Genomic DNA, 17,350 nt, shown 5'->3' on the forward strand with positions numbered 1-17,350 from the left:
GCTGAAGGGGTCCGGTCAGACGGCTGTGGCTGGCTGCGGGACCGCGGCGATGGCGAAGTCTGCCATCGAATTGAAGGTCCACTCGGCGTGGATGTCGGCGCCGGGGTCGGGCGTTGCGCCCCAGCCGGGCCGATCATGGCGGCGGTTGATCCACACGCCCTTGAGGCCGGCGTGCTTGGCGGGGACGTGGTCGTGGAACAGGCTCTGCGCCACGTGCAGGACCTTGAGGCCCTGGCCGTCCACGTATTCCTTGAGCGCGTCGAAGTTCTTCTGGGACGGCTTGTAGCTGCCGACCTCCTCCGCGGTGATGATGCGGTCGAACTCGACGCCGAGGCGGGCGTTGCTGGCCTCGAAGCTCCTCCTGTCGATGTTGGAGAGGATGATGAGGGCGAAGCGCGTGCCGAGCCTCGTGAGAGCTTCCGCCGAATCCGGGAAGGCCGGCCAGTCGGGGACCGACGAGCCCAGCCGTGCGGCGTCTTCCTCCGAGACGGGGATGCCGAGCTTGGCGCCCGTGGCACGGAAGGCCTCGGCGAGGACCTGGGGGTAGAGGGCGGCCGGGTTCTCCCGCTCCACGCGGGCCTCTTCGTCCGCGTAGGCCAGGAGGAGATCCTCGTCGGTCAGCTCAGGGCGTGCGGCGCGGCCCCACGGGCCCAGGACGGCTGCGATGCCGGCCTCCCAGTCGATGAGCGTGCCGTAGCAGTCGAAGCTGAGGGCATCGAATTCTTCGAACATGTGCTTCCCTTCGGCTTGTGCGGTCGTGTCGGACGGGACTGGTTACCCGTGGAGGTGGAGCAGCCGCCCCAAGGCGTCCTCCTTGTGCAGTTCCAGCCGCCGCATCGCGAGATCCTCGTTCCCCTCGCGGATCGCCTCGGCGATCCCGCGGTGTTCGGAGACACGGATCGACTCGTCGTTGTACCGTCCCTCGAGCCGGTTGAGGCACATCCGCGTTTCGGTGAGCAGGGTTGCGTGCATGCGCGAGAGCCTCGGGCTGGCCGCCATCTCGACGAGCTTCTCGTGGAAGGCGATGTCCGCCTCTGACATGGCCCCGAGGTCTTCCGCCGTGCTGGCCTCCGCCATCCGCTCCACGCAGCGCAGCAGCTCATCGCCAGCGCGAAGGCGATCACGGGAGCAGAGCAGCAACGCCGCAGACTTCTCCACAGCAGTCCGCGCCTCATAGATGTCGAGGAGGTCTTCCGCCTCGAACTCCGAGACGAAGACCCCCTTGTTCCGGATGCTGACGACGAGGCCTTCCTGGGTCAGGCGCTGGATCGCCTCGCGGACCGGCCCCCGGCTCACACCGAGCTCATGCGCGATCTCCATCTCGACCAGCTGCTCACCGGGCGCGAGCGCGCCCTCGGCGATGTGCTGCCTGAGCTGGGCCGCGATGAGGCACGGCGTGGACTCCCGCGCGATGGGCTGGAGGGGGCGACTGTTCATGCTGCCCTTCCTGACGGCAATCAAGGTTGTCAACAATCGTACAGTAGACAGGTGGGGCCTCCGCAAGAGTCTTCCGCCACGCATTTGCGGCCCCGGACTTTCGTCCGGGGCCGCAGGCTGTCCCGCAGGGCAGGGGCAATCGGGTACGGATCTCGACGCCGAAATGGGCTTTCGGGTACACGAGCGGCGCCCGTCGCTGTACCCGGAATCCGCTTTTGGCGACGAGATACGTACCCGAAAGGGTCAGACGGTGAGGTGGCGGTGGAAGGCGGAGCGGACCTCGTCCATCGAACCCTCGCCGATCATCTCGGCCATCATGAGGTGCGTGGTCACGGAGCTCGACGCAGGGTAGGACTGCTCGAGGTTCCGCATGCACATCAAGGTCTCGGCGGCCAGGGTGGTGTAGGCGCGCAGCAGCCGGGAATTTCCGGATTCCGAGACGAGTGTCGTGTGGAATTCAAGATCGAGTTTGAAGACGCTTTCCCAGTCGTCTTCTCCTGCGGCTTCTGTGAGCCGCACGGCGACCTTCCTGAGCTCCTCGGCGACTTCCTCTCGCCGCTCGGCAGGCTGGGCCATGATGATCTGGGCCGCGCCAAGCTCGAGGATCTCGCGGACGCCATAGATCTCGTCCACATCCTTCGGCGTCAGTTCGACGACGAACACGCCGCGGTTGGGCTTGCTGACGAGCAGTCCCTCTTGGCTCAGTCGCTGCAGCGCCTCGCGGACGGGGCCGCGGGAGAGGTTCAGCTGGCTCGAGACGAGCGATTCGTTGATCTGCTGGCCGGGGGCGAAGTAACCGTCGATAATGCGCTCGCGCAATTGATCGGCAACCTTGACAGACGTCGATTGGGGCTTCATGGCGACTAGGCCAAATTCCTTCATTCCGCTCACTCTCCCTTCCTCGTACGATGGCTGCGAGCTCGAGTCCGTAGAGAGTAACTACGGGCACTAGAAAAAATGTATCATCATTGTAAATAGTTGACAATGATCTGCGGCAATCTTTCGAGGAGGTTGCTGAACGCCGAGAGGCCCCGACGCCTGCGTCAGCAGGTGCCGGGGCCTCGCCGGTTCCTGAAGCGTCAGATGGCGTCCCGCGAGAGCTTGTTCGGGGTGCCGAACCGGTGGGCCGTGATGGAGACCGCCTGCTCCCGGAGGAAAGTGAGGAGCTCGACGCGGCCGGCGGCGACGACGTCGTTCGCGTAGACCGCGACGTCGGGCTTGCCGTTGGCGGCCTCCGCCGTGGCGAGCGCCGAGCCGCCGATGAGGCGGATGCGGGCGCCGGAGTCGGGGCCTGTCTGGGCCGCGAGGCAGCCGGCGCGCTTGGCCCAGGCCGCGGCGTCCTCGACGACCGGGGCGAGCCCGGCCGCGCGGAGGGCGCGGTCGACGTCGGCCGGGAGCGGCGCGGCGGTGCTGACCACCGCGCCCTGCGGGACGCCCGTGCCCCACGCCGTGAGGGCGGCGGAGGCGACGCGGAGCAGCTCGGCCACGCCGTGCCCGCTGGTCGGGGCCTCGTAGCGGATCACGGCGGGGACGGGCGCGTAGCGGAACACGTTGCGCTCGGCCTCGAGGCCGGAGACGTCCCGGGCGGCGCCGAACTCGGCGCGCCACGCCTCGGCGTCGGAGGCGAGGGCGGCCTCGAGCCAGGCGAGGTCGGCCGGCGTCGTGCCGGCCGCGCGGGCGGCCGAGAGGAGCGTGCTGGCCTGCGGGGTGAGCGACGCCAGGCGGGCCTCGCGGACCGGGGCGTCCCTCCAGGCGCCGAGCCCGACGAGGTAGTTCGGGCCGCCGGCCTTGGTGCCCGCGCCGACCGCGGACTTCTTCCACCCGCCGAAGGGCTGGCGGCGCACGATCGCGCCGGTGATGCCGCGGTTGACGTAGAGGTTGCCGGCCTGGACGTTCTCGAGCCAGTAGGCGAGCTCGGCCGGGTCGAGGGAGTGCAGGCCGGAGGTGAGGCCGTAGTCGATCTCGTTGACGATCGCCACCGCCTCTTCGAGCGTCGAGGCGGTCATGATGCCCAGGATCGGGCCGAAGTACTCGGTCTTGTGGTACTCGCTCCCGCGGCGGACGCCGGCGCGCACGCCCGGGCTCCAGAGCGTGCCGCTCTCATCGAGCTGGCGGGGCTCGAGGACCCAGTTCTCCTCGGCGCCGAGCGTCGTGAGGCCGCGCAGGAGCTTGCCCTCCGCGGGCTCGATGATCGGGCCCATCTGCGTCTGCGGGTCGACCGGGTAGCCGACCTTGAGCGAGCGGGCCGCGTCGACGAGCTGCTGGTTGAAGCGGCGGGACGTCGCGACCGAGCCGACGAGGATGACGAGCGAGGACGCGGAGCACTTCTGCCCGGCGTGGCCGAAGGCGGACTGGACGACGTCCCGCGCGGCGAGGTCGAGGTCGGCGCTGGGGGTGACGATGATGGCGTTCTTGCCGGACGTCTCGGCCAGGAGGGGCAGGTCCTTGCGGAAGGAGCGGAACAGCTCGGCGGTCTCGTAGCCGCCGGTGAGGATGACGCGGTCGACGGCGGGGTGCGAGACCAGGCGCGCGCCCAGCGTCCGCTCCGAGACCTGCACGTACTGCAGGACGCCGCGGTCGACGCCGGCCTCGTCGAAGGCCTCCCAGAGGGCCTCGACCATGACGGCGCCGGAGCGGCGGGCCTGCCGCGCGGGCTTGATGACGACGGCGGAGCCCGCGGCGAGGGCGGCGAGGGCCGAGCCGGCCGGGATCGCGACCGGGAAGTTCCACGGCGGGGTCACGACGGTGAGCTTCGACGGGACGAACTCGGCGCCGTCGACCGCGTCGAGCTCCTTGGCGAGCTCGGCGTAGTAGTGGGCGAAGTCGATGGCCTCGGAGACCTCGGGGTCGCCCTGGTCGAGGGTCTTGCCGCACTCCGACGCCATGACTTCGAGCAGCTCGGCGCGGCGGGCCTCGAGCCGGACGCCGGCGAGGTGCAGCACGGCCGCGCGCTCGGCGCCGCTCAGGGCGCCCCACTCGGCGCCGCGGGCGACGGCGGTGTCCAGGACGGCGTCGAGCTCGGCCTGGGTGCCGAGCTCGTGGGAGTCGGCGGTGGCCTGGCCCAGCCTCGAGGAGGGGACCCGGGCGAGGATGGCCCGGCCCCAGGCGAGGTTGGCCGGGAGGTCGGGGTCGGTGTCCGGGGTGTTGGCGAAGCTCGCCGTCGGGCCGCCATAGGCGTTCACGCCGGCCTGCCGGGTCAGCTCCGCGCGGCGGGTCTCCTCCGCGAGGGCGGCCCCGGCGTCGAACGCGCTCCGGTCCTGGTTCCGGTTCGGGCCGGGGACCTCGCCGGTGAGCGCGTCGAGGGAGGCGAGGAAGCGCTGCTTCTCGCGCTCGAAGAGGGGCTCGTTCTTGTCCAGCTCGAAGACGGCGGACATGAAGTTCTCCTGGCTCGCGCCCTCCTCGAGGCGGCGGATCAGGTAGGCGATCGCGACGTCGAACTCGCCCGGGTGGACCACCGGCGTGTAGAGGAGCAGCGAGCCGACGTCCCTCTTGACGGCCTCGGCCTGGCCCGTGGCCATGCCGAGGAGCATCTCGAAGTCGAGGCCGGAGCTGATGCCGCGGGCCTGGGCGAGGAGATGGGCGAGGGCGACGTCGAAGAGGTTGTGGCCGGCGACGCCGATGCGCACGTTCGCGATCCGCTCGGGGGTCAGCGAGTAGTCGAGCACGGCCTTGTAGGAGGTGTCGGAGTCCTGCTTGGTGCCCCACGTGGCCAGCGGCCAGCCGTGGAGGTCGGCGTCGACCCGCTCCATCGGCAGGTTGGCGCCCTTGACGACGCGGACCTTGATCGGCGCGCCGCCGGCGGCGACGCGGGCCTCGGCCCACTCCTGCAGGCGGATCATCGCCCCGAGCGCGTCCGGGAGGTAGGCCTGGAGCACGATCCCGGCCTCGAGGCCCCGGAACTCCGGGCGGTCCAGGAGGCGCGTGAAGACCGCGATGGTCAGCTCGAGGTCCTTGTACTCCTCCATGTCCAGATTGATGAACTTCTGCGGGCGGGAGGACGCGGCGAGCCGGTAGAGCGGTGCCAGCTTCTCGATGATGTGCTCTACGGCCTCGTGGAAGGCCCAGTGGTTGTGCGGGGCCACGGTCGAGGAGACCTTGATCGAGACGTAGTCGACGTCGTCGCGCGCGAGCAGGCGCCGGGTGCCCTCGAGCCGGCGGGAGGCCTCGCCCTCGCCGAGGATCGCCTCGCCGAGGAGGTTGACGTTGAGCCGGATGCCGTCCTTCGTGATCTTGGCGATCGAGCGGCCGAGCTTGGCGTCCGTCGCGTCGACGATGAGGTGGCCGACCATGTCCCGCAGCACTCGGCGGGCGACGGGGATGACGACGCCGGGGATCACCGGCGCGAGCGTCCCGCCGAGGGCGACGGCGGACTTCATGTACCAGGGCAGGAAGGCCGGGACCTTGGGCGCGAGCGCCTTGAGGTTCCGCGCGGCGACGGACAGGTCCTCGGGGCGGACGACGCCGTCGACGAACCCGACGGTGAAGTCGAGCCCGTTCGCGTCCTGCAGCACGCCGGCAAGCTGTGCGGCGGAGGCGTCGACGGGGACCTTCGCGCCCTCGGCGAGCCAACGGCGGACCAGGGCGACGGCATCGTCCGCGAGGTCCTGCGGCCGCACGAGTCGGCTGCCGCCCGGGGCACTGGTGATCGTCATGGGTACTCCTCGAAACAGGCACAGCGCAGAGACGACTGACCCATGCACGGGTGCTGGGTCGCCGTCTGGCTGGCACGTGAAAGCCGCTCCCCGAGGGGCCGCCGAGCGGCGAGTGGATACCCGGATGCGCCTCCGGGTCGGCCCTTCTGATCCCAGTATGGGGAAACATGCGATTAACGAAAAGCGATGATTCCCGGACGATATTCTTCGGGTTTGACGATGTATTGAGGGGCCGGGCGGCGAGCCACTGGCTAGGCGAGGCGCGTCAGCGCCGCCTGGGGATCCTGCCCGGCGTCGGCCGCGGCGAGCAGCACGAGCATGAGGGAGATCTGGTGGCGGCAGGCCTTCGTCAGGAGCTCGTGCAGGCGGGCCAGCGCCTCGGCGTGCCCGGCCCGGGCGAGCTGAGCAGCGCGACCCAGTCGCCGCCGTCGTGCGCCGCGTGCGCGGGCGAGGTCCCCGCGCTCGGGGAGACGCTGGGGGAGCCCATGCCGTCCACGCCCTCACCTCCCGGGCTCGAGCGGCCCGGCGATGCGGACCGCGAGTTCCGGCGGGCAGCCGCGGTCCACGAGGTTGAGGAGCTCGTGGATGTCCACGCCCCGCGAGGCCGCCATCCGTGCCGCGAGAGTAGCAGGGAACCCGGCGTCGCGGAGCAGGCGGGCGCGCCACGCCACGATCCGTTCCCCTTCGTCGCGGGGCGCCTCGGCCCCGCTGCGCGCTTCCGCGTCCCACTGGATGCTCATACCCCGTGAGTGTCCTCCGCGGCGCGGTTCTTACCCCCCGGTAAGACCTCGGCCGTGCGTGCCACAAGGAGGCACGGGCGAGAGCCCGCAAGGACAAAGGAGGCCATCATGGAACACCGGGCTTCGGGCGGGCGGCTGGCCGCCGCCGTGCTCATCGCGTCGCTCGCCCTCGGCGGCGGGCTCGCCGGCTGCGCATCGCAGACGACGGCGACGGGTCACCACGGGCAGCACGCGGTCGCCGCGGCGGTGGGGCAGGTCAGCGTCGCCTCCGTGCCGGCGGCGCAGATGCGGCTCCGCATGGACATGCGGCTGCTGTGGAACCAGCACATGGAGTGGACGCGCATGGCCATCACGGACTTCGCCGCGGGCTCGCCGGGGTTCGGGGCCAGCGCGGACCGGCTGCTCGAGAATCAGGCCGACATCGGGGCCGCGATCGCGCCGTTCTACGGCGACTCCGCGCGGCGAACCGCCTGACCGCGCTCCTGCAGGAGCACATCGCGGGCTTTGTCTCCCTCCTGCAGGCCGCCAGGGCCGGCGACAACACCGGGGTGGAGGCCGCGACGTCGGCCGTCTACGCCAATGCGGACGCGATCGCGGACTTCCTGTCCTCGGCCAACCCGAAGAACTGGCCGCAGGCGGAGATGCGGGACATGATGAAGGGCCACATTGACCAGACGATCGTGTACGCGACTGACGAGCTGACGGGCAACTACGCCCACGGCATCGACGTCTACGACGAGGCCGAGACGCACATGCTCATGCTCGCGGACGACCTGAGTGACGGCCTCATCGCCCAGTTCCCGGGGGCCTTCCGCTGAGCCGCGTGCCGCCTGTTATCGGCGGGGCCGGGTCATCCAGCCCGCAGAGAGGCCCCCGCCGCCGAGCGTCATGAGGCCGAGCCCGCCGGCGAGGGCGAGGTGGGTCTCGGACAGCAGCGTGCAGGCCACTCCCGCTGCCAGGATCAGGACCATTGCGGTCATGTAGGCGTGGAACATGGGATGTCCGGCCGAGTTCTTCGTGCTGCTCTGCGCGGCTAGTCCGTCTCAGGTCCGGAGCAGTACACGCACGAGACGTCCTCGCAGTGGAACGTACCCCGGGAGGTCGCGTTCCACTGTGCCGAGACCGCGCGCTGCTGGCCCGTCGGAAGCGAGATGGTGGAGGTATCTGACTGCTTCATTGCATCAGCCTCTCGTGAGGGGTGGGGCGAGCCGTTGGGGGGAGGGGGGAGCGGGCTTTCAGCCGAAGGACGGAGCGTCGCCCGGTCCGAGGGCGAGCATGGTCACGTCCCTGTCCGCGCCGTGGTCGACGGCCACGAAGCCCTCGTTGTTGAGGAACATCCAGTCCTTCCCGGAGATGCGGGAGGCGGGAGTGTAGATGCCGTGGCTGTGTTCCAGCGGGAGCCGCTGGGCCATCTTCCGTTGTGCGCAGAGGGATCGCGATTTCATGATGCCGCTCCTTTGTTTCCTCAAGTATCCCGCGCCAACAGTTGATTGTCAACAATTTACTGTTGGCTAGATCACACTGAGAAGGAGTCCACGTGCCGCGGGATGGAGGGGGTCAGAGCAGTTCTTCGAGGAGGACTGCGATGTCGAGCTTGCGGATCAGCCGCTCGTGGGAATCGACGTCTTGGGCCTGGCCTGGGAGCGGGGTCGCGGCGCCGGGCCGAGGGGAGACGGGCGCCGGGAAGCCAGAGCTCCGGGGGGTGCGCCGCTTCACAGCAGGCTCCCTACGAGGGAGCCCCGGCGGGAGAACAGGGGACCCAGCCCGCCTCGGGCGAGGTCGTGCAGCAGCTGGCGGTAGCAGGAGAGGGACAGAGGCGGCGCCTGGTGCAGGTCCGCGATGGTGGCGTGGGGACGGTCCACGCGCCACAGGGCGAGGATCGCCCTGTCCTCCTGTTCATCGTCCAAGGCCCGATAGGGGCCCAGGGGACGATCCGCAGTCAATGCTCGGGCAAAGAGGCCCAAGCGGTCACTGGGCGTCCGGTTGCCGGAACGGCTCCATACATGGACGACGTCATCGACATCCACCATGGCTCCCAACTCCTTGGTCTGGCTCTGTGGCAATTCTGTCGGACAATTGTGTCCTACATCACTGTTCGATAGTACCGCTGGACAATCCTGTGTCAAGGGATCTAGGGAGCCGCGGCCGCGAGGGTGCGCCCTGGGTGGGTGTATGTGAAGCTGGACTTAACGGTATGGCCAAGACGATTCCCGTTCCTCTTGCAGGTAGGAGTTCCTAGCGTGGGTGACGCACGTCACTTCGGCTTCAGGAGGCACCTTGACGACGCTCACCACGCCACCATCTCGCCCCGCATCGCACGGCTCCATCCAGCGACGACACACAGTCCGCGTCGCTGCCGTGGCCTTGGCCCTCCTCCTGGCCCTGAGTGCCTGCGGCAACGCCGCCGGCGCCACGGCTGCGAACCCGAGCTCCACTGAACGAGGCGTGAGGGACATCTCCGAGGGCGTCCAGCCGGACCCGAAGGCTGTAGGCCTGGTCCCGCAGTCCATCAAGGACAAGGGCGAGCTCACGGTTTCGACGGACCTGCACGATCCGCCGACGGACTTCCTCGCGGAGGACAACCAGACCCCGATCGGTCTCAATCCGGACATCGCCCGGCTCATCGCCAAGAAGCTCGACCTCAGGCTCAAGTTCGTGGACACGAAGTTCGACTCGATCATCCCGGGCCTCGACGGTGGCCGCTTCGACTTCACCGTGTCGAGCATGGCGAAGACCGAGGAGCGGCTCAAGGTCCTGGACATGATCGACTACTTCAAGGGCGGCACCTCCATCGGAGTGAACGCGGGCAACCCGCAGAACTTCACCAACGAGACCCTGTGCGGCAAGGACGTCGCCGTCACCCAGGGCTCCACCGGGCAGCTCCTGCGGCTCCCCGCCCTGAGCGAGAAGACCTGCGTCTCCCAGGGCAAGCCGGCCATCAACCCGGTGACCCTGCCGAACGTCCAGGAGGCCCTGGTCCAGCTCCATGCCAAGCGGATCGACGCGATCCTCTACGACACGACTGCGCTCGCATGGGCTCAGACGCAACAGCCGGGCTCGTTCCAGATGCTCACCCCTCCGCTCAACGTCGGTGGCACCGGTATCACGGCAGTGGGCCTGAAGAAGGGCTCGCCGCTGACCCCGGCCATGCAGGCGGCGATCCAGTCGATCCTGGGAACCCCGGAGTACAAGGAGGCCCTCGAGACCTGGGGTCTTGAGTTCGGGGCCATCGCCGACGCCAAGCTCAACTAGCGCGCACATCACCCGTCCCCGCCCACGGCCGCAGCGCCGTGGGCGGGGATGCCCGTCTCCCTCACCCTTCCGTCTCCCTCACCCTTCCGGCGCGCGCCCTCACGGGGCGGAAGGAGCCTGCAGATGCCCGAGCACCGCGGCCACGGCTGGTCGGTTCTGGGCTCCCGGGCGAATGACTGCATAGACGTCTCGGTGGAGTTCCGTGACGGAGCTCTGCGGCCAGTCGAAGCGGTACGTCGGTTCCTGGAGTGGGACGCTCGAGCCGCCGAACAGCATGTCGGGAAGCAGCGCTGCGGCCACCCCTGCCACCGCGAGACCGTGGTGGAGGCGCAAATCGGGTGATTCGAATCGGACAATGGGCTCGAATCCGGCCTCCCGGCACAAACGCCTCGCCCAGTGGGCCGCATCGCTCTCGGCGGGCTCGAACACCCAAGGCAGCCGGGCCAGCTCGTGGATCGAGCCCACCTCGTGGGGGACGAAGACGGTGAAGCCGTCTCGCAGAAGGTGGAAGCGCCTCACTTCTGAATCAACACGACGCGGGGAGTGCGGGTACTCGTCGATCACCGCGATGTCCGCGCGCCTCCCGGTCACAACGTCGAGGGCCGCAGCCGGTTCCAGCTGGTCGAACTCCAGGACGACATCGGGGTGCGTCTCGGCCAAGCGACGCACCACGTCTGGCAGATATCGCAGTGCGAAGGTGCTGAATGCAGCAAGCCGCACTACGCCCTGCACGCGGCTCCGCCGCCTTTCGAGCTCAGCCTCAGCATCCTCGAGGACTGCCACTACCTGATCGGCGGTACGGACGAGCTGACGTCCGGCCTGGGTGAGATGCACGTGCCGGCCGACCTGTTCGAGCAGGCGCAGGCCGACCTCGTCTTCGAGCTTGGCAAGCTGTTGGGAGATGGCTGAGGAGCTGATGCCTACGGAGCGGGAAACGGCTGCGATGCTCCCGCGTGCTCCCAGTTCCCGCAGCAGCACCAGCCGCCGAACCTCCAGCATGAACTGTCCTCCTCGTGAGCCCTGGGCATCCCGTCATTGTGAATTCTGGCTTAAGGATATGGGCAAGACGATGCCCATTCCTCTTACGGATCGCTGTTCGTAGCGTGGGTGAAGAATCACTTCGGTCTTAGGAGGCACCTTGACCACGTCCACGCCAACACTCCGCCTTGCCTCTCGGGCCAGCCTGCTCGGGGGCTCCGTGATCGATTCCTCCACGTCGCTGCTCGCGAGCCAGACGCACGACATCGTGCGCTTTGCGATGGGCGCCCCCAACGCGGAGCTCGTCCCCGAGGCAGAATTCGCGCGTCTCTTCGCGGCCGCTCCCGCCGGCAGTTTCGACTACGGGGCGACCGAGGGGGAGCCCGAGCTCCGTGCCCAGTTGCAGTCCTACCTGCGGCGCCAGGGCCTCGAGGCTGATGCAGACCGTCTCCTCATCACAACCGGCGGCATGCAGGGTCTCGACGTCGCCTTCAAGCTGCTGGTTGATCCGGGCGACCTCGTGGTGGTCGAGGCGCCGACCTACACGAATGGCATCAGCACCGCGCTGAGCTACGAGGCCAGCCTCCTGGAGGTGCCGATCGACGACGACGGGATGATCGTCGAGGCGCTCCCAGACTTCGTGGCCCGCGCGGGCAAGACCCCCCGTGTCATCTACACCATCCCCAACTTCCAGAATCCCTCGGGGGCCACACTCTCCGAGCCCCGCCGTCGGCTCCTGCTCGAACTCGCCAAGGAATGGGACGCCGTCATCATCGATGACGACCCGTATGGCGCCCTGCGCTTCGACGGCACGGAGGTTCCCGGCTTCGCGGAACTGAGTCCCGGCAATCCGCGCCTCGTGCAGGTCCGCACGTTCTCGAAGATTCTCGCTCCCGGCCTGAGGATCGGCTGGATGGACCTGGACCCCGCGCTGCGACAGCTCGCGGTCAACGCCAAGCAGGCCATGGACACCTGCACGAACGTGCCTCTGCAGCACGTCGTGGCGGCCTTCCTGGCCGAAGGGGCCTTGGACGCCCACCTCTCGCATCTGCGCGCCGTCTACCGGGACCGGAAGGAAGCGCTCCTGCGGTCTCTGGGCCAGCGGTTCGGCAGCGAGGTCGTCGCCACCCATCCCGAAGGCGGCTTCTTCCTCTGGCTCACCCTTGACGGCCGATACGGGGGCATTGACACAGAGAAGCTCTTCCCCAGGGCCCTGGCCCACGGCGTCGCGTATATTCCGGGGCCCGCGTTCGCGGCTTCGGGCGGTTTCCGCAACGCCCTCCGGGTGTGCTTTGCGACCTCGACCCCTGAGCGGATCAGGGAGGGCGTCGAGCGCCTGGGCGCGGCCCTCGATGAGGAGTTGCTTGTCGCCGCGGCGGAGGCCCCCCGGTGACCGCGACAGCCCACTCTACGCGGACCGCACTCGTGACCGGCGCCACGTCGGGCATCGGGATCGCGATCGCGAAGAGACTGGCAGCCGACGGGCTCACCGTCGTCATCAGCGGCCGTTCCACGGAGCGCGGCACAAGCGTCGCCCGAGAACTCGGGCCGAACGGGCACTTCCTTCGGGCCGACCTCGCACAACCGGATGCCGCAGACACCCTGATCGAGGAGACCCTGATGCTTGCCGGCCGTCTGGACGTCCTCGTCAATAACGCTGCGATCGACCATATCGGGCCCCTGCTGGACGTCCCCGCCAGCGAGATCGTGCAGACCTTCGAGACGAACACGTTCGGTGCCATCTCCTGCCTCCAGGCAGCAGGCCGTGCCATGAGGGACACGGGCGACGGTGGGGCGATCATCAACATCACCTCGCGCCTCGCGAGCATCGGAGTGCCCACGATGTCGATCTACAGCGCCAGCAAGGGGGCCCTTCTCGCCCTCACGAGGGCTGCTGCCGTGGAACTCGCACCGCACAACATCCGGGTCAACGCGGTCGCCCCGGGAATGACCAACACCCCCCTCTATGCCGAGTGGGTGTCGAACCAGGATGACCCCGAGGGGACCATGCGCCGCGTGGCCGACGCCATTCCGCTCAAGCGCATCGCGGACCCGGGCGACGTCGCCGCCGCGGTCGCCTATCTGGCCAGCCCGGACGCGTCCTACGTCACCGGGGTCTCGATTCCCGTCGACGGCGGATATCTCGCCCAGTAGTCGCTGAGCGAGGCGAGGGCGCCCGGTGAAGGTGCCACCGATATGCTTGATGTCCAGCCATCCCAGCAGGTGGTGCTGCAGCCATCTCATGGGAGAGAAATTCACGTGTCGAAGAATCCGCCGGACGAGATCGACGCCAGTATTCTGGCTGCTCTGCGTGCCAATGCCAGGATCAGTCACGCTCAACTGGGGGAGAAGGTGCTGCTCTCCCGAAATGCCGTCCGGGCGCGGATCGAGCGGCTGGAACGTGAAGGATATATTCGCGGCTACACCATCAAGGAAGCGGTTCTCGACGGCGAGCGGCCCGTCAGCGCCATCCTTCTCGTGCACCGTTCCGATCGGATGCGGGGCAGCGACGTCATCGCCGGCCTCCGGGCGCTGCCGGAGGTGGTGACCTGCGACGTCGTGAGTGGAGAGCTTGATCTCGTCGTGCGGGTTGAGGCCCGTGATGCCGATCGGATCCGGGAGATCTGGAGGCTGGTCTCGGAGCTGCCCGGGGTGAAGGACATGACCACTGCCTTCTCCCTCTCCACGGTGATCGACCGCCGCGTGGGCGGTGACAAGCGTTTGGGTTGAGACAAGAAATAGGGGGTGCTGAGGCCCGGGCAAGGAGTCGGGCCCCAGCACCCTGCCGGTATTTCCGGCGGGCTCATCGCGGTGGCCTGGTTCTGGAGTCAGTGCCAGGCCCCAGAGGCCAGGCGTGCTACCCGCAATGAGGATCTGGGGGGTCTAAGAGGCGATCGCGACCACCTTGGGCTGGGTCATCTCCTCATAGGCGAACCTGACTCCTTCGCGGCCCATGCTCCCGTACTTTGCGCCTCCGAAGGGCATGGCATCGAACCGGTAGTCGGAGGAGTCGTTGATCATCACGCCGCCTGCTTCGATGGCCTTCGCAGTGCGGAGGGCGCGGTCCAGGTCCTTGGTGAAGAGGCCCGCCTGGAGAGCGTAGTCAGAGTCGTTGGCGAGACTGATCGCTTCCTCGGTGGTGTCGAAGGGCTCCACGAGCATGAGGGGAGCGAAGGCCTCCTCGGCCCAGGCCGCACACGTGTGCGGGACATCGGTGAGGACAGCCGGCGTCAGGACCGAGCCGTGGAGCGTGCCGCCGGCAAGCAGGCGGGCGCCGTGGGCCACGGCCTCGTCGATCTTGCCCTTCGCGGTCGCGGCCGCTTCCACGCTGATCATGGGCCCGACGTCGGTGCGCTCGTCTGCGGGGTTCCCGGCGACGAGGGCCTTCGTGGCCGAGACGAAGGCGCCGAGGAACTCCTCGTAGACCGGGCGCTGGACCAGGATCCTCTGCGCGCCGATGCAGTTCTGCCCCGCCGCCCAGAAGGCGCCCGAGACGCAGGATTCCACCGCCTTGCCCAAGTCCGCGTCGTCGAAGACGATGACCGGAGCGTTGCCGCCGAGCTCCATCGACAGCCGCTTGATGCCTGCGGTGGCTGCGATGGCGCGTCCCGTGGCGAATCCTCCGGTAAAGGAGACCATGCGCACCTGCCGGGAGGAGACGATAGTCTGCGCGACCTCTCGGTCCCCCAGGACGACCGTGATGACGTCCGTTGGCAGGCCTGCCTCGACGAGCAGCTCGACGAGCCGCATCGCCGTCAGCGGAGTGAGCTGCGACGGCTTGAGGATCACCGAGTTGCCGCCCGCGATCGCAGGCCCCAGCTTGTGGGCGACGAGGTTGAGCGCATCGTTGTAGGGGGTGATCGCAGCGATGAGGCCGAGGGGCTCGCGCGTGAACCAGCCCTGCCGGTTCTCAGACCCCGCGAACGCGTCGAACGGAATGACCTCGCCAGCGCTCCGGCGGGCTTCGTCTGCGGAGAGCCGGAGCGTGTTGACGGCCCGGGTCACTTCCTTGCGTGCCTGCTGGATGGTCTTGCCAGCCTCCGCGACGATGAGGTCGGCGATCTCGTCGGCGCACTTCTTGAGGTTCTCGGCGGCGGTGTCGAGGATGCGTCCCCGCTCGTGACGCGGCAGGGCCGCTGCCGTCTTTGCGGCCGCCGTCGCTCGCTCGATGTCGGCAAGCACCCCGGCCGGGGTGCACTGCGGAAGCGTGGCCAGGAGGGATCCGTTGTACTTGTCCCGGACCTGCAGTTCAGCTGCCACCGTGGTCAGGGTTGCCCCCGGCGTCGTTGCTTCCAGAGTCGGCTCAGGCATGGACCTCTCCCTTGAGGGTTGTGTTGATGGCGATGATGTCCGAGATCAGCGCGTACGCCGTCTCAGTGCGGCCGGCGCCCGGGCCAGAGACCGTGACGTGGCCGAGGAGATCCGTGTCGAAGGACACGGCGTTGGTCGCCCCGGAAATGCCGGCGAGCGGGTGGCTCGCCGGCAGGGCGAGCGTGCACACCGAGGCCGTCACGGTGCCGTCCTCCTGACGGACCGCCTGCCCGATGAGCTTCCAGCGGTTGCCTTCCGCGAGGGCGCGAGCTACGTCATCGGGCGTGATGTCTTCGATGCCCTTCGTAGCGACGTCGCCGGGAGTGAGGTTGGCGCCGAGCAGCTCGTTGGCGAGGATGGCGACCTTGAGGCGCACGTCGGAGCCGCCGATGTCAGCAGTGGGGTCGGCCTCGGCATAGCCGAGGGCCTGCGCCTCTGAGACGGCCTCATCGAGGGAGAGGCCCGTCTCCATCTGGCCCAGGACGTAGTTGCTCGTCCCGTTCAGGATTCCCTGGACACCCTTGACCTGGAGGCCGGCGAGCATGGTGTGTGCAAGGCGGAGGACTGGCGTCCCGCTCATGACCGAGCCTTCGAATTCGAACCGGACCGAGTTCTGCTCCGCCAGGCGCGACAGTTCGGCGCCGTGCAGTGCGACCGGCCCCTTGTTCGTCGTCACGACGTGCTTGCCGGCTTCGACGGCCCAGCGGACATGCGAGACAGCCGGTTCGCCGTCGATCGGGCTCGTGAACGTCGCCTCGACGACGATGTCCGCGGGGCTGTTCTTGATGACGTCCTCGTTGCGGGGTTCGGCGCTTCCCCCAGGAAGGCCGGCGAAGGACGCGCCACGCGGCATGGCCAGAACGGCTCCGAGGTCGATGCCGTCTGCCTGGACGAGAGAGCCGAAGCCCAGGTCGGTGATGGCGACGACCTTCAGCTCGAAGCCAAGGGCGACGAAACGCTCGGGCTCGTCGCGGATGAGCTCGGCCAGGGCGCGGTTGACGCCTCCAAAGCCGATGAGGGCAAGACTGTACGTGGCCACGGATCCTCCGTTGGTAGTGGGTTGATGCTGCTCCCTCAAGCGTCGGTCGGAAGAGGGTCAGTGTCCTATGCGCAATCTGCTCGTTGCCCCTCGCGAACTGACCAAAGGAGGGCAGTCAGGGCGCGCACATGAGAAGGCGAGGCGCCGGACTCATGACTGAGCCCTCGGTCTGCGACTGCAGACCGAGGGCTCAGAGCTGGTCATCATGCGGCGGTGTAGCCGCCGTCGACGGGGAGGGTTGCCCCGGTGATGTAGGAGGACTCGGACGAGGCGAGGAAGAGCACGGCGTCGGCGACCTCCTCCGGGGTGGCCAGGCGCTGGAGGGGGATCTGCCCCTCGCGCTGCCGGCGGTAGGCCTCGGGATCGGGTCGCCGCTGGATGGAGGCTTCGATGATCGGGGTCGCGGTCAGGCCGGGGGCGACGACGTTGACCCGGATGTTCCGGGAGGCCCACTCGATCGCCGCGCCCTTGGCGAGCATGATGAGCCCGCCCTTGGCGGCGGAGTACAGGACCTGGTCCGCCATGCCGACCATGCCGAGGCGGGAGCTGACGAGGACGAAGGAGCCGCCCGTGGCGGGCATGAGGGGCGCGAAGTGCTTCAACACGAGGACCGAGCTGAGCAGGTTGCTGTGCAGCGTGTTCTTCGCGTCCTCGTAGGACATCTCGGTCAGCGGGCTGACAACCTGGAGGCCGTGGTTGAGCACGACCGTGTCGATCGTGCCGAAGGTCTCGGCGGCCTCGCGGGCCAGACGCTCGACGAAGGCCTCGTCGTTGAGGTCTCCGGGGACGTAGACGTCCTCGGGCTGGGCGCTGTCGATCTGCTCCTTGCGTCCGGTGAGCAGCAGCCGGGCGCCTTCGCGGCGGAAGTGGGAGCACACGGCCTGGCCGATGCCGCTGTTGGCGCCCGTGACCAGGGCGGTGACTTTATCGAGTCTCATGGC

21 protein-coding genes are annotated in these 17,350 nt (G+C 68.6%); 6 read left to right on the forward strand and 15 right to left on the reverse strand.

From position 1 onward, the window contains the following. Nucleotides 1–15: 15 nt before the first annotated feature. From BV907_RS05265 to BV907_RS05285, 6 genes are all read right to left on the reverse strand, one after another. Nucleotides 16–732 (reverse strand): haloacid dehalogenase type II, encoded by a 717-nt coding sequence (locus tag BV907_RS05265; protein WP_077488687.1) that lies wholly within the window; start codon nt 730–732, stop codon nt 16–18. 42 nt (nt 733–774) lie between these two features. After that, nucleotides 775–1,437 (reverse strand): GntR family transcriptional regulator, encoded by a 663-nt coding sequence (locus tag BV907_RS05270; RefSeq protein ID WP_077488688.1) that lies wholly within the window; start codon nt 1,435–1,437, stop codon nt 775–777. A 243-nt stretch (nt 1,438–1,680) separates the two neighbouring features. Then, on the reverse strand, nt 1,681–2,319 hold the full coding sequence (locus tag BV907_RS05275; protein ID WP_077488689.1) for a GntR family transcriptional regulator: 639 nt from the start codon (nt 2,317–2,319) through the stop codon (nt 1,681–1,683). Between the two features lie 197 nt (nt 2,320–2,516). Next, the gene (locus tag BV907_RS05280; protein ID WP_077488690.1) at nt 2,517–6,089 is read right to left on the reverse strand and encodes a proline dehydrogenase family protein; all 3,573 of its coding nucleotides are present in this window, start codon (nt 6,087–6,089) and stop codon (nt 2,517–2,519) included. A 349-nt stretch (nt 6,090–6,438) separates the two neighbouring features. After that, nucleotides 6,439–6,585 carry a hypothetical protein gene (locus BV907_RS18715; protein WP_175637373.1) on the reverse strand — a complete coding sequence of 49 codons (147 nt, stop codon included), beginning with the start codon at nt 6,583–6,585 and terminating at the stop codon, nt 6,439–6,441. Between the two features lie 4 nt (nt 6,586–6,589). After that, entirely contained in the window at nt 6,590–6,829 is a 240-nt protein-coding gene (locus BV907_RS05285) for a hypothetical protein (RefSeq protein ID WP_077488691.1), read from the reverse strand. A gap of 108 nt (nt 6,830–6,937) precedes the next feature. On the opposite strand from BV907_RS05285, the gene BV907_RS05290 reads away from it, so the two are divergent. Both BV907_RS05290 and BV907_RS05295 read left to right on the forward strand, forming a co-directional pair. Then, on the forward strand, nt 6,938–7,303 hold the full coding sequence (locus BV907_RS05290; protein WP_077488692.1) for a hypothetical protein: 366 nt from the start codon (nt 6,938–6,940) through the stop codon (nt 7,301–7,303). 74 nt (nt 7,304–7,377) lie between these two features. Further along, entirely contained in the window at nt 7,378–7,647 is a 270-nt protein-coding gene (locus BV907_RS05295) for a hypothetical protein (protein ID WP_077488693.1), read from the forward strand. 15 nt (nt 7,648–7,662) lie between these two features. Here BV907_RS05295 and BV907_RS18720 read toward each other — a convergent pair whose 3' ends face one another. The 5 genes from BV907_RS18720 to BV907_RS18210 all read right to left on the reverse strand — a co-directional run bounded on the left by BV907_RS18720 (nt 7,663) and on the right by BV907_RS18210 (nt 8,736). After that, nucleotides 7,663–7,809 carry a hypothetical protein gene (locus BV907_RS18720; protein WP_175637374.1) on the reverse strand — a complete coding sequence of 49 codons (147 nt, stop codon included), beginning with the start codon at nt 7,807–7,809 and terminating at the stop codon, nt 7,663–7,665. Between the two features lie 53 nt (nt 7,810–7,862). Beyond that, the gene (locus BV907_RS18725; RefSeq protein WP_175637375.1) at nt 7,863–8,006 is read right to left on the reverse strand and encodes a hypothetical protein; all 144 of its coding nucleotides are present in this window, start codon (nt 8,004–8,006) and stop codon (nt 7,863–7,865) included. Between the two features lie 58 nt (nt 8,007–8,064). Next, nucleotides 8,065–8,274: a hypothetical protein gene (locus BV907_RS18205; protein ID WP_139346616.1), complete on the reverse strand. Its 210-nt coding sequence runs from the start codon at nt 8,272–8,274 to the stop codon at nt 8,065–8,067. 112 nt (nt 8,275–8,386) lie between these two features. Then, nucleotides 8,387–8,545, reverse strand: a complete 159-nt coding sequence (locus tag BV907_RS18730) for a hypothetical protein (protein WP_175637376.1) — start codon at nt 8,543–8,545, stop codon at nt 8,387–8,389. Continuing rightward, nucleotides 8,542–8,736: a hypothetical protein gene (locus BV907_RS18210; RefSeq protein ID WP_139346617.1), complete on the reverse strand. Its 195-nt coding sequence runs from the start codon at nt 8,734–8,736 to the stop codon at nt 8,542–8,544. Before BV907_RS18210 ends, BV907_RS18730 begins: the two co-directional genes overlap by 4 nt. A 370-nt stretch (nt 8,737–9,106) precedes the next feature. Between BV907_RS18210 and BV907_RS05305 the strand changes: the two genes are divergently transcribed. Beyond that, entirely contained in the window at nt 9,107–10,081 is a 975-nt protein-coding gene (locus BV907_RS05305) for an ABC transporter substrate-binding protein (protein ID WP_245827810.1), read from the forward strand. Between the two features lie 99 nt (nt 10,082–10,180). Here BV907_RS05305 and BV907_RS05310 read toward each other — a convergent pair whose 3' ends face one another. Beyond that, a complete protein-coding gene (locus BV907_RS05310) occupies nt 10,181–11,080 on the reverse strand; it encodes a LysR family transcriptional regulator (RefSeq protein ID WP_077488695.1) in 900 nt (299 codons plus the stop codon). A 199-nt stretch (nt 11,081–11,279) separates the two neighbouring features. Between BV907_RS05310 and BV907_RS05315 the strand changes: the two genes are divergently transcribed. From BV907_RS05315 to BV907_RS05325, 3 genes are read left to right on the forward strand one after another with little or no spacing between them, the layout of a single operon-like run. Further along, nucleotides 11,280–12,452: an aminotransferase-like domain-containing protein gene (locus tag BV907_RS05315; protein ID WP_342745515.1), complete on the forward strand. Its 1,173-nt coding sequence runs from the start codon at nt 11,280–11,282 to the stop codon at nt 12,450–12,452. Then, a complete protein-coding gene (locus tag BV907_RS05320) occupies nt 12,449–13,213 on the forward strand; it encodes an SDR family NAD(P)-dependent oxidoreductase (RefSeq protein ID WP_077488697.1) in 765 nt (254 codons plus the stop codon). The genes BV907_RS05315 and BV907_RS05320 overlap by 4 nt, the downstream gene beginning before the upstream one ends. A 42-nt stretch (nt 13,214–13,255) precedes the next feature. Further along, nucleotides 13,256–13,789 carry an Lrp/AsnC family transcriptional regulator gene (locus BV907_RS05325; RefSeq protein ID WP_077488698.1) on the forward strand — a complete coding sequence of 178 codons (534 nt, stop codon included), beginning with the start codon at nt 13,256–13,258 and terminating at the stop codon, nt 13,787–13,789. A 153-nt stretch (nt 13,790–13,942) separates the two neighbouring features. Here BV907_RS05325 and BV907_RS05330 read toward each other — a convergent pair whose 3' ends face one another. From BV907_RS05330 to BV907_RS05340, 3 genes are all read right to left on the reverse strand, one after another. Continuing rightward, nucleotides 13,943–15,370: an aldehyde dehydrogenase family protein gene (locus tag BV907_RS05330; RefSeq protein WP_077488699.1), complete on the reverse strand. Its 1,428-nt coding sequence runs from the start codon at nt 15,368–15,370 to the stop codon at nt 13,943–13,945. After that, nucleotides 15,363–16,409: a homoserine dehydrogenase gene (locus tag BV907_RS05335; RefSeq protein WP_077488700.1), complete on the reverse strand. Its 1,047-nt coding sequence runs from the start codon at nt 16,407–16,409 to the stop codon at nt 15,363–15,365. Before BV907_RS05335 ends, BV907_RS05330 begins: the two co-directional genes overlap by 8 nt. A 203-nt stretch (nt 16,410–16,612) precedes the next feature. Then, nucleotides 16,613–17,347 carry an SDR family NAD(P)-dependent oxidoreductase gene (locus BV907_RS05340; RefSeq protein ID WP_077488701.1) on the reverse strand — a complete coding sequence of 245 codons (735 nt, stop codon included), beginning with the start codon at nt 17,345–17,347 and terminating at the stop codon, nt 16,613–16,615. Nucleotides 17,348–17,350: the final 3 nt, after the last annotated feature.

The sequence above is a fragment of the Sinomonas mesophila genome, assembly GCF_001999765.1.
Taxonomy (GTDB): domain Bacteria; phylum Actinomycetota; class Actinomycetes; order Actinomycetales; family Micrococcaceae; genus Sinomonas; species Sinomonas mesophila.

Coding starts and splice junctions, on each gene's coding strand:
- BV907_RS05265 (WP_077488687.1), bottom strand. CDS start 732: ATGTTCGAAGAATTCGATGCCCTCAGCTTCGACTGCTACGGCACGCTC.
- BV907_RS05270 (WP_077488688.1), bottom strand. CDS start 1,437: ATGAACAGTCGCCCCCTCCAGCCCATCGCGCGGGAGTCCACGCCGTGC.
- BV907_RS05275 (WP_077488689.1), bottom strand. CDS start 2,319: ATGAAGGAATTTGGCCTAGTCGCCATGAAGCCCCAATCGACGTCTGTC.
- BV907_RS05280 (WP_077488690.1), bottom strand. CDS start 6,089: ATGACGATCACCAGTGCCCCGGGCGGCAGCCGACTCGTGCGGCCGCAG.
- BV907_RS05285 (WP_077488691.1), bottom strand. CDS start 6,829: ATGAGCATCCAGTGGGACGCGGAAGCGCGCAGCGGGGCCGAGGCGCCC.
- BV907_RS05290 (WP_077488692.1), top strand. CDS start 6,938: ATGGAACACCGGGCTTCGGGCGGGCGGCTGGCCGCCGCCGTGCTCATC.
- BV907_RS18720 (WP_175637374.1), bottom strand. CDS start 7,809: ATGACCGCAATGGTCCTGATCCTGGCAGCGGGAGTGGCCTGCACGCTG.
- BV907_RS18725 (WP_175637375.1), bottom strand. CDS start 8,006: ATGAAGCAGTCAGATACCTCCACCATCTCGCTTCCGACGGGCCAGCAG.
- BV907_RS18205 (WP_139346616.1), bottom strand. CDS start 8,274: ATGAAATCGCGATCCCTCTGCGCACAACGGAAGATGGCCCAGCGGCTC.
- BV907_RS05310 (WP_077488695.1), bottom strand. CDS start 11,080: ATGCTGGAGGTTCGGCGGCTGGTGCTGCTGCGGGAACTGGGAGCACGC.
- BV907_RS05325 (WP_077488698.1), top strand. CDS start 13,256: ATGCTTGATGTCCAGCCATCCCAGCAGGTGGTGCTGCAGCCATCTCAT.
- BV907_RS05330 (WP_077488699.1), bottom strand. CDS start 15,370: ATGCCTGAGCCGACTCTGGAAGCAACGACGCCGGGGGCAACCCTGACC.
- BV907_RS05340 (WP_077488701.1), bottom strand. CDS start 17,347: ATGAGACTCGATAAAGTCACCGCCCTGGTCACGGGCGCCAACAGCGGC.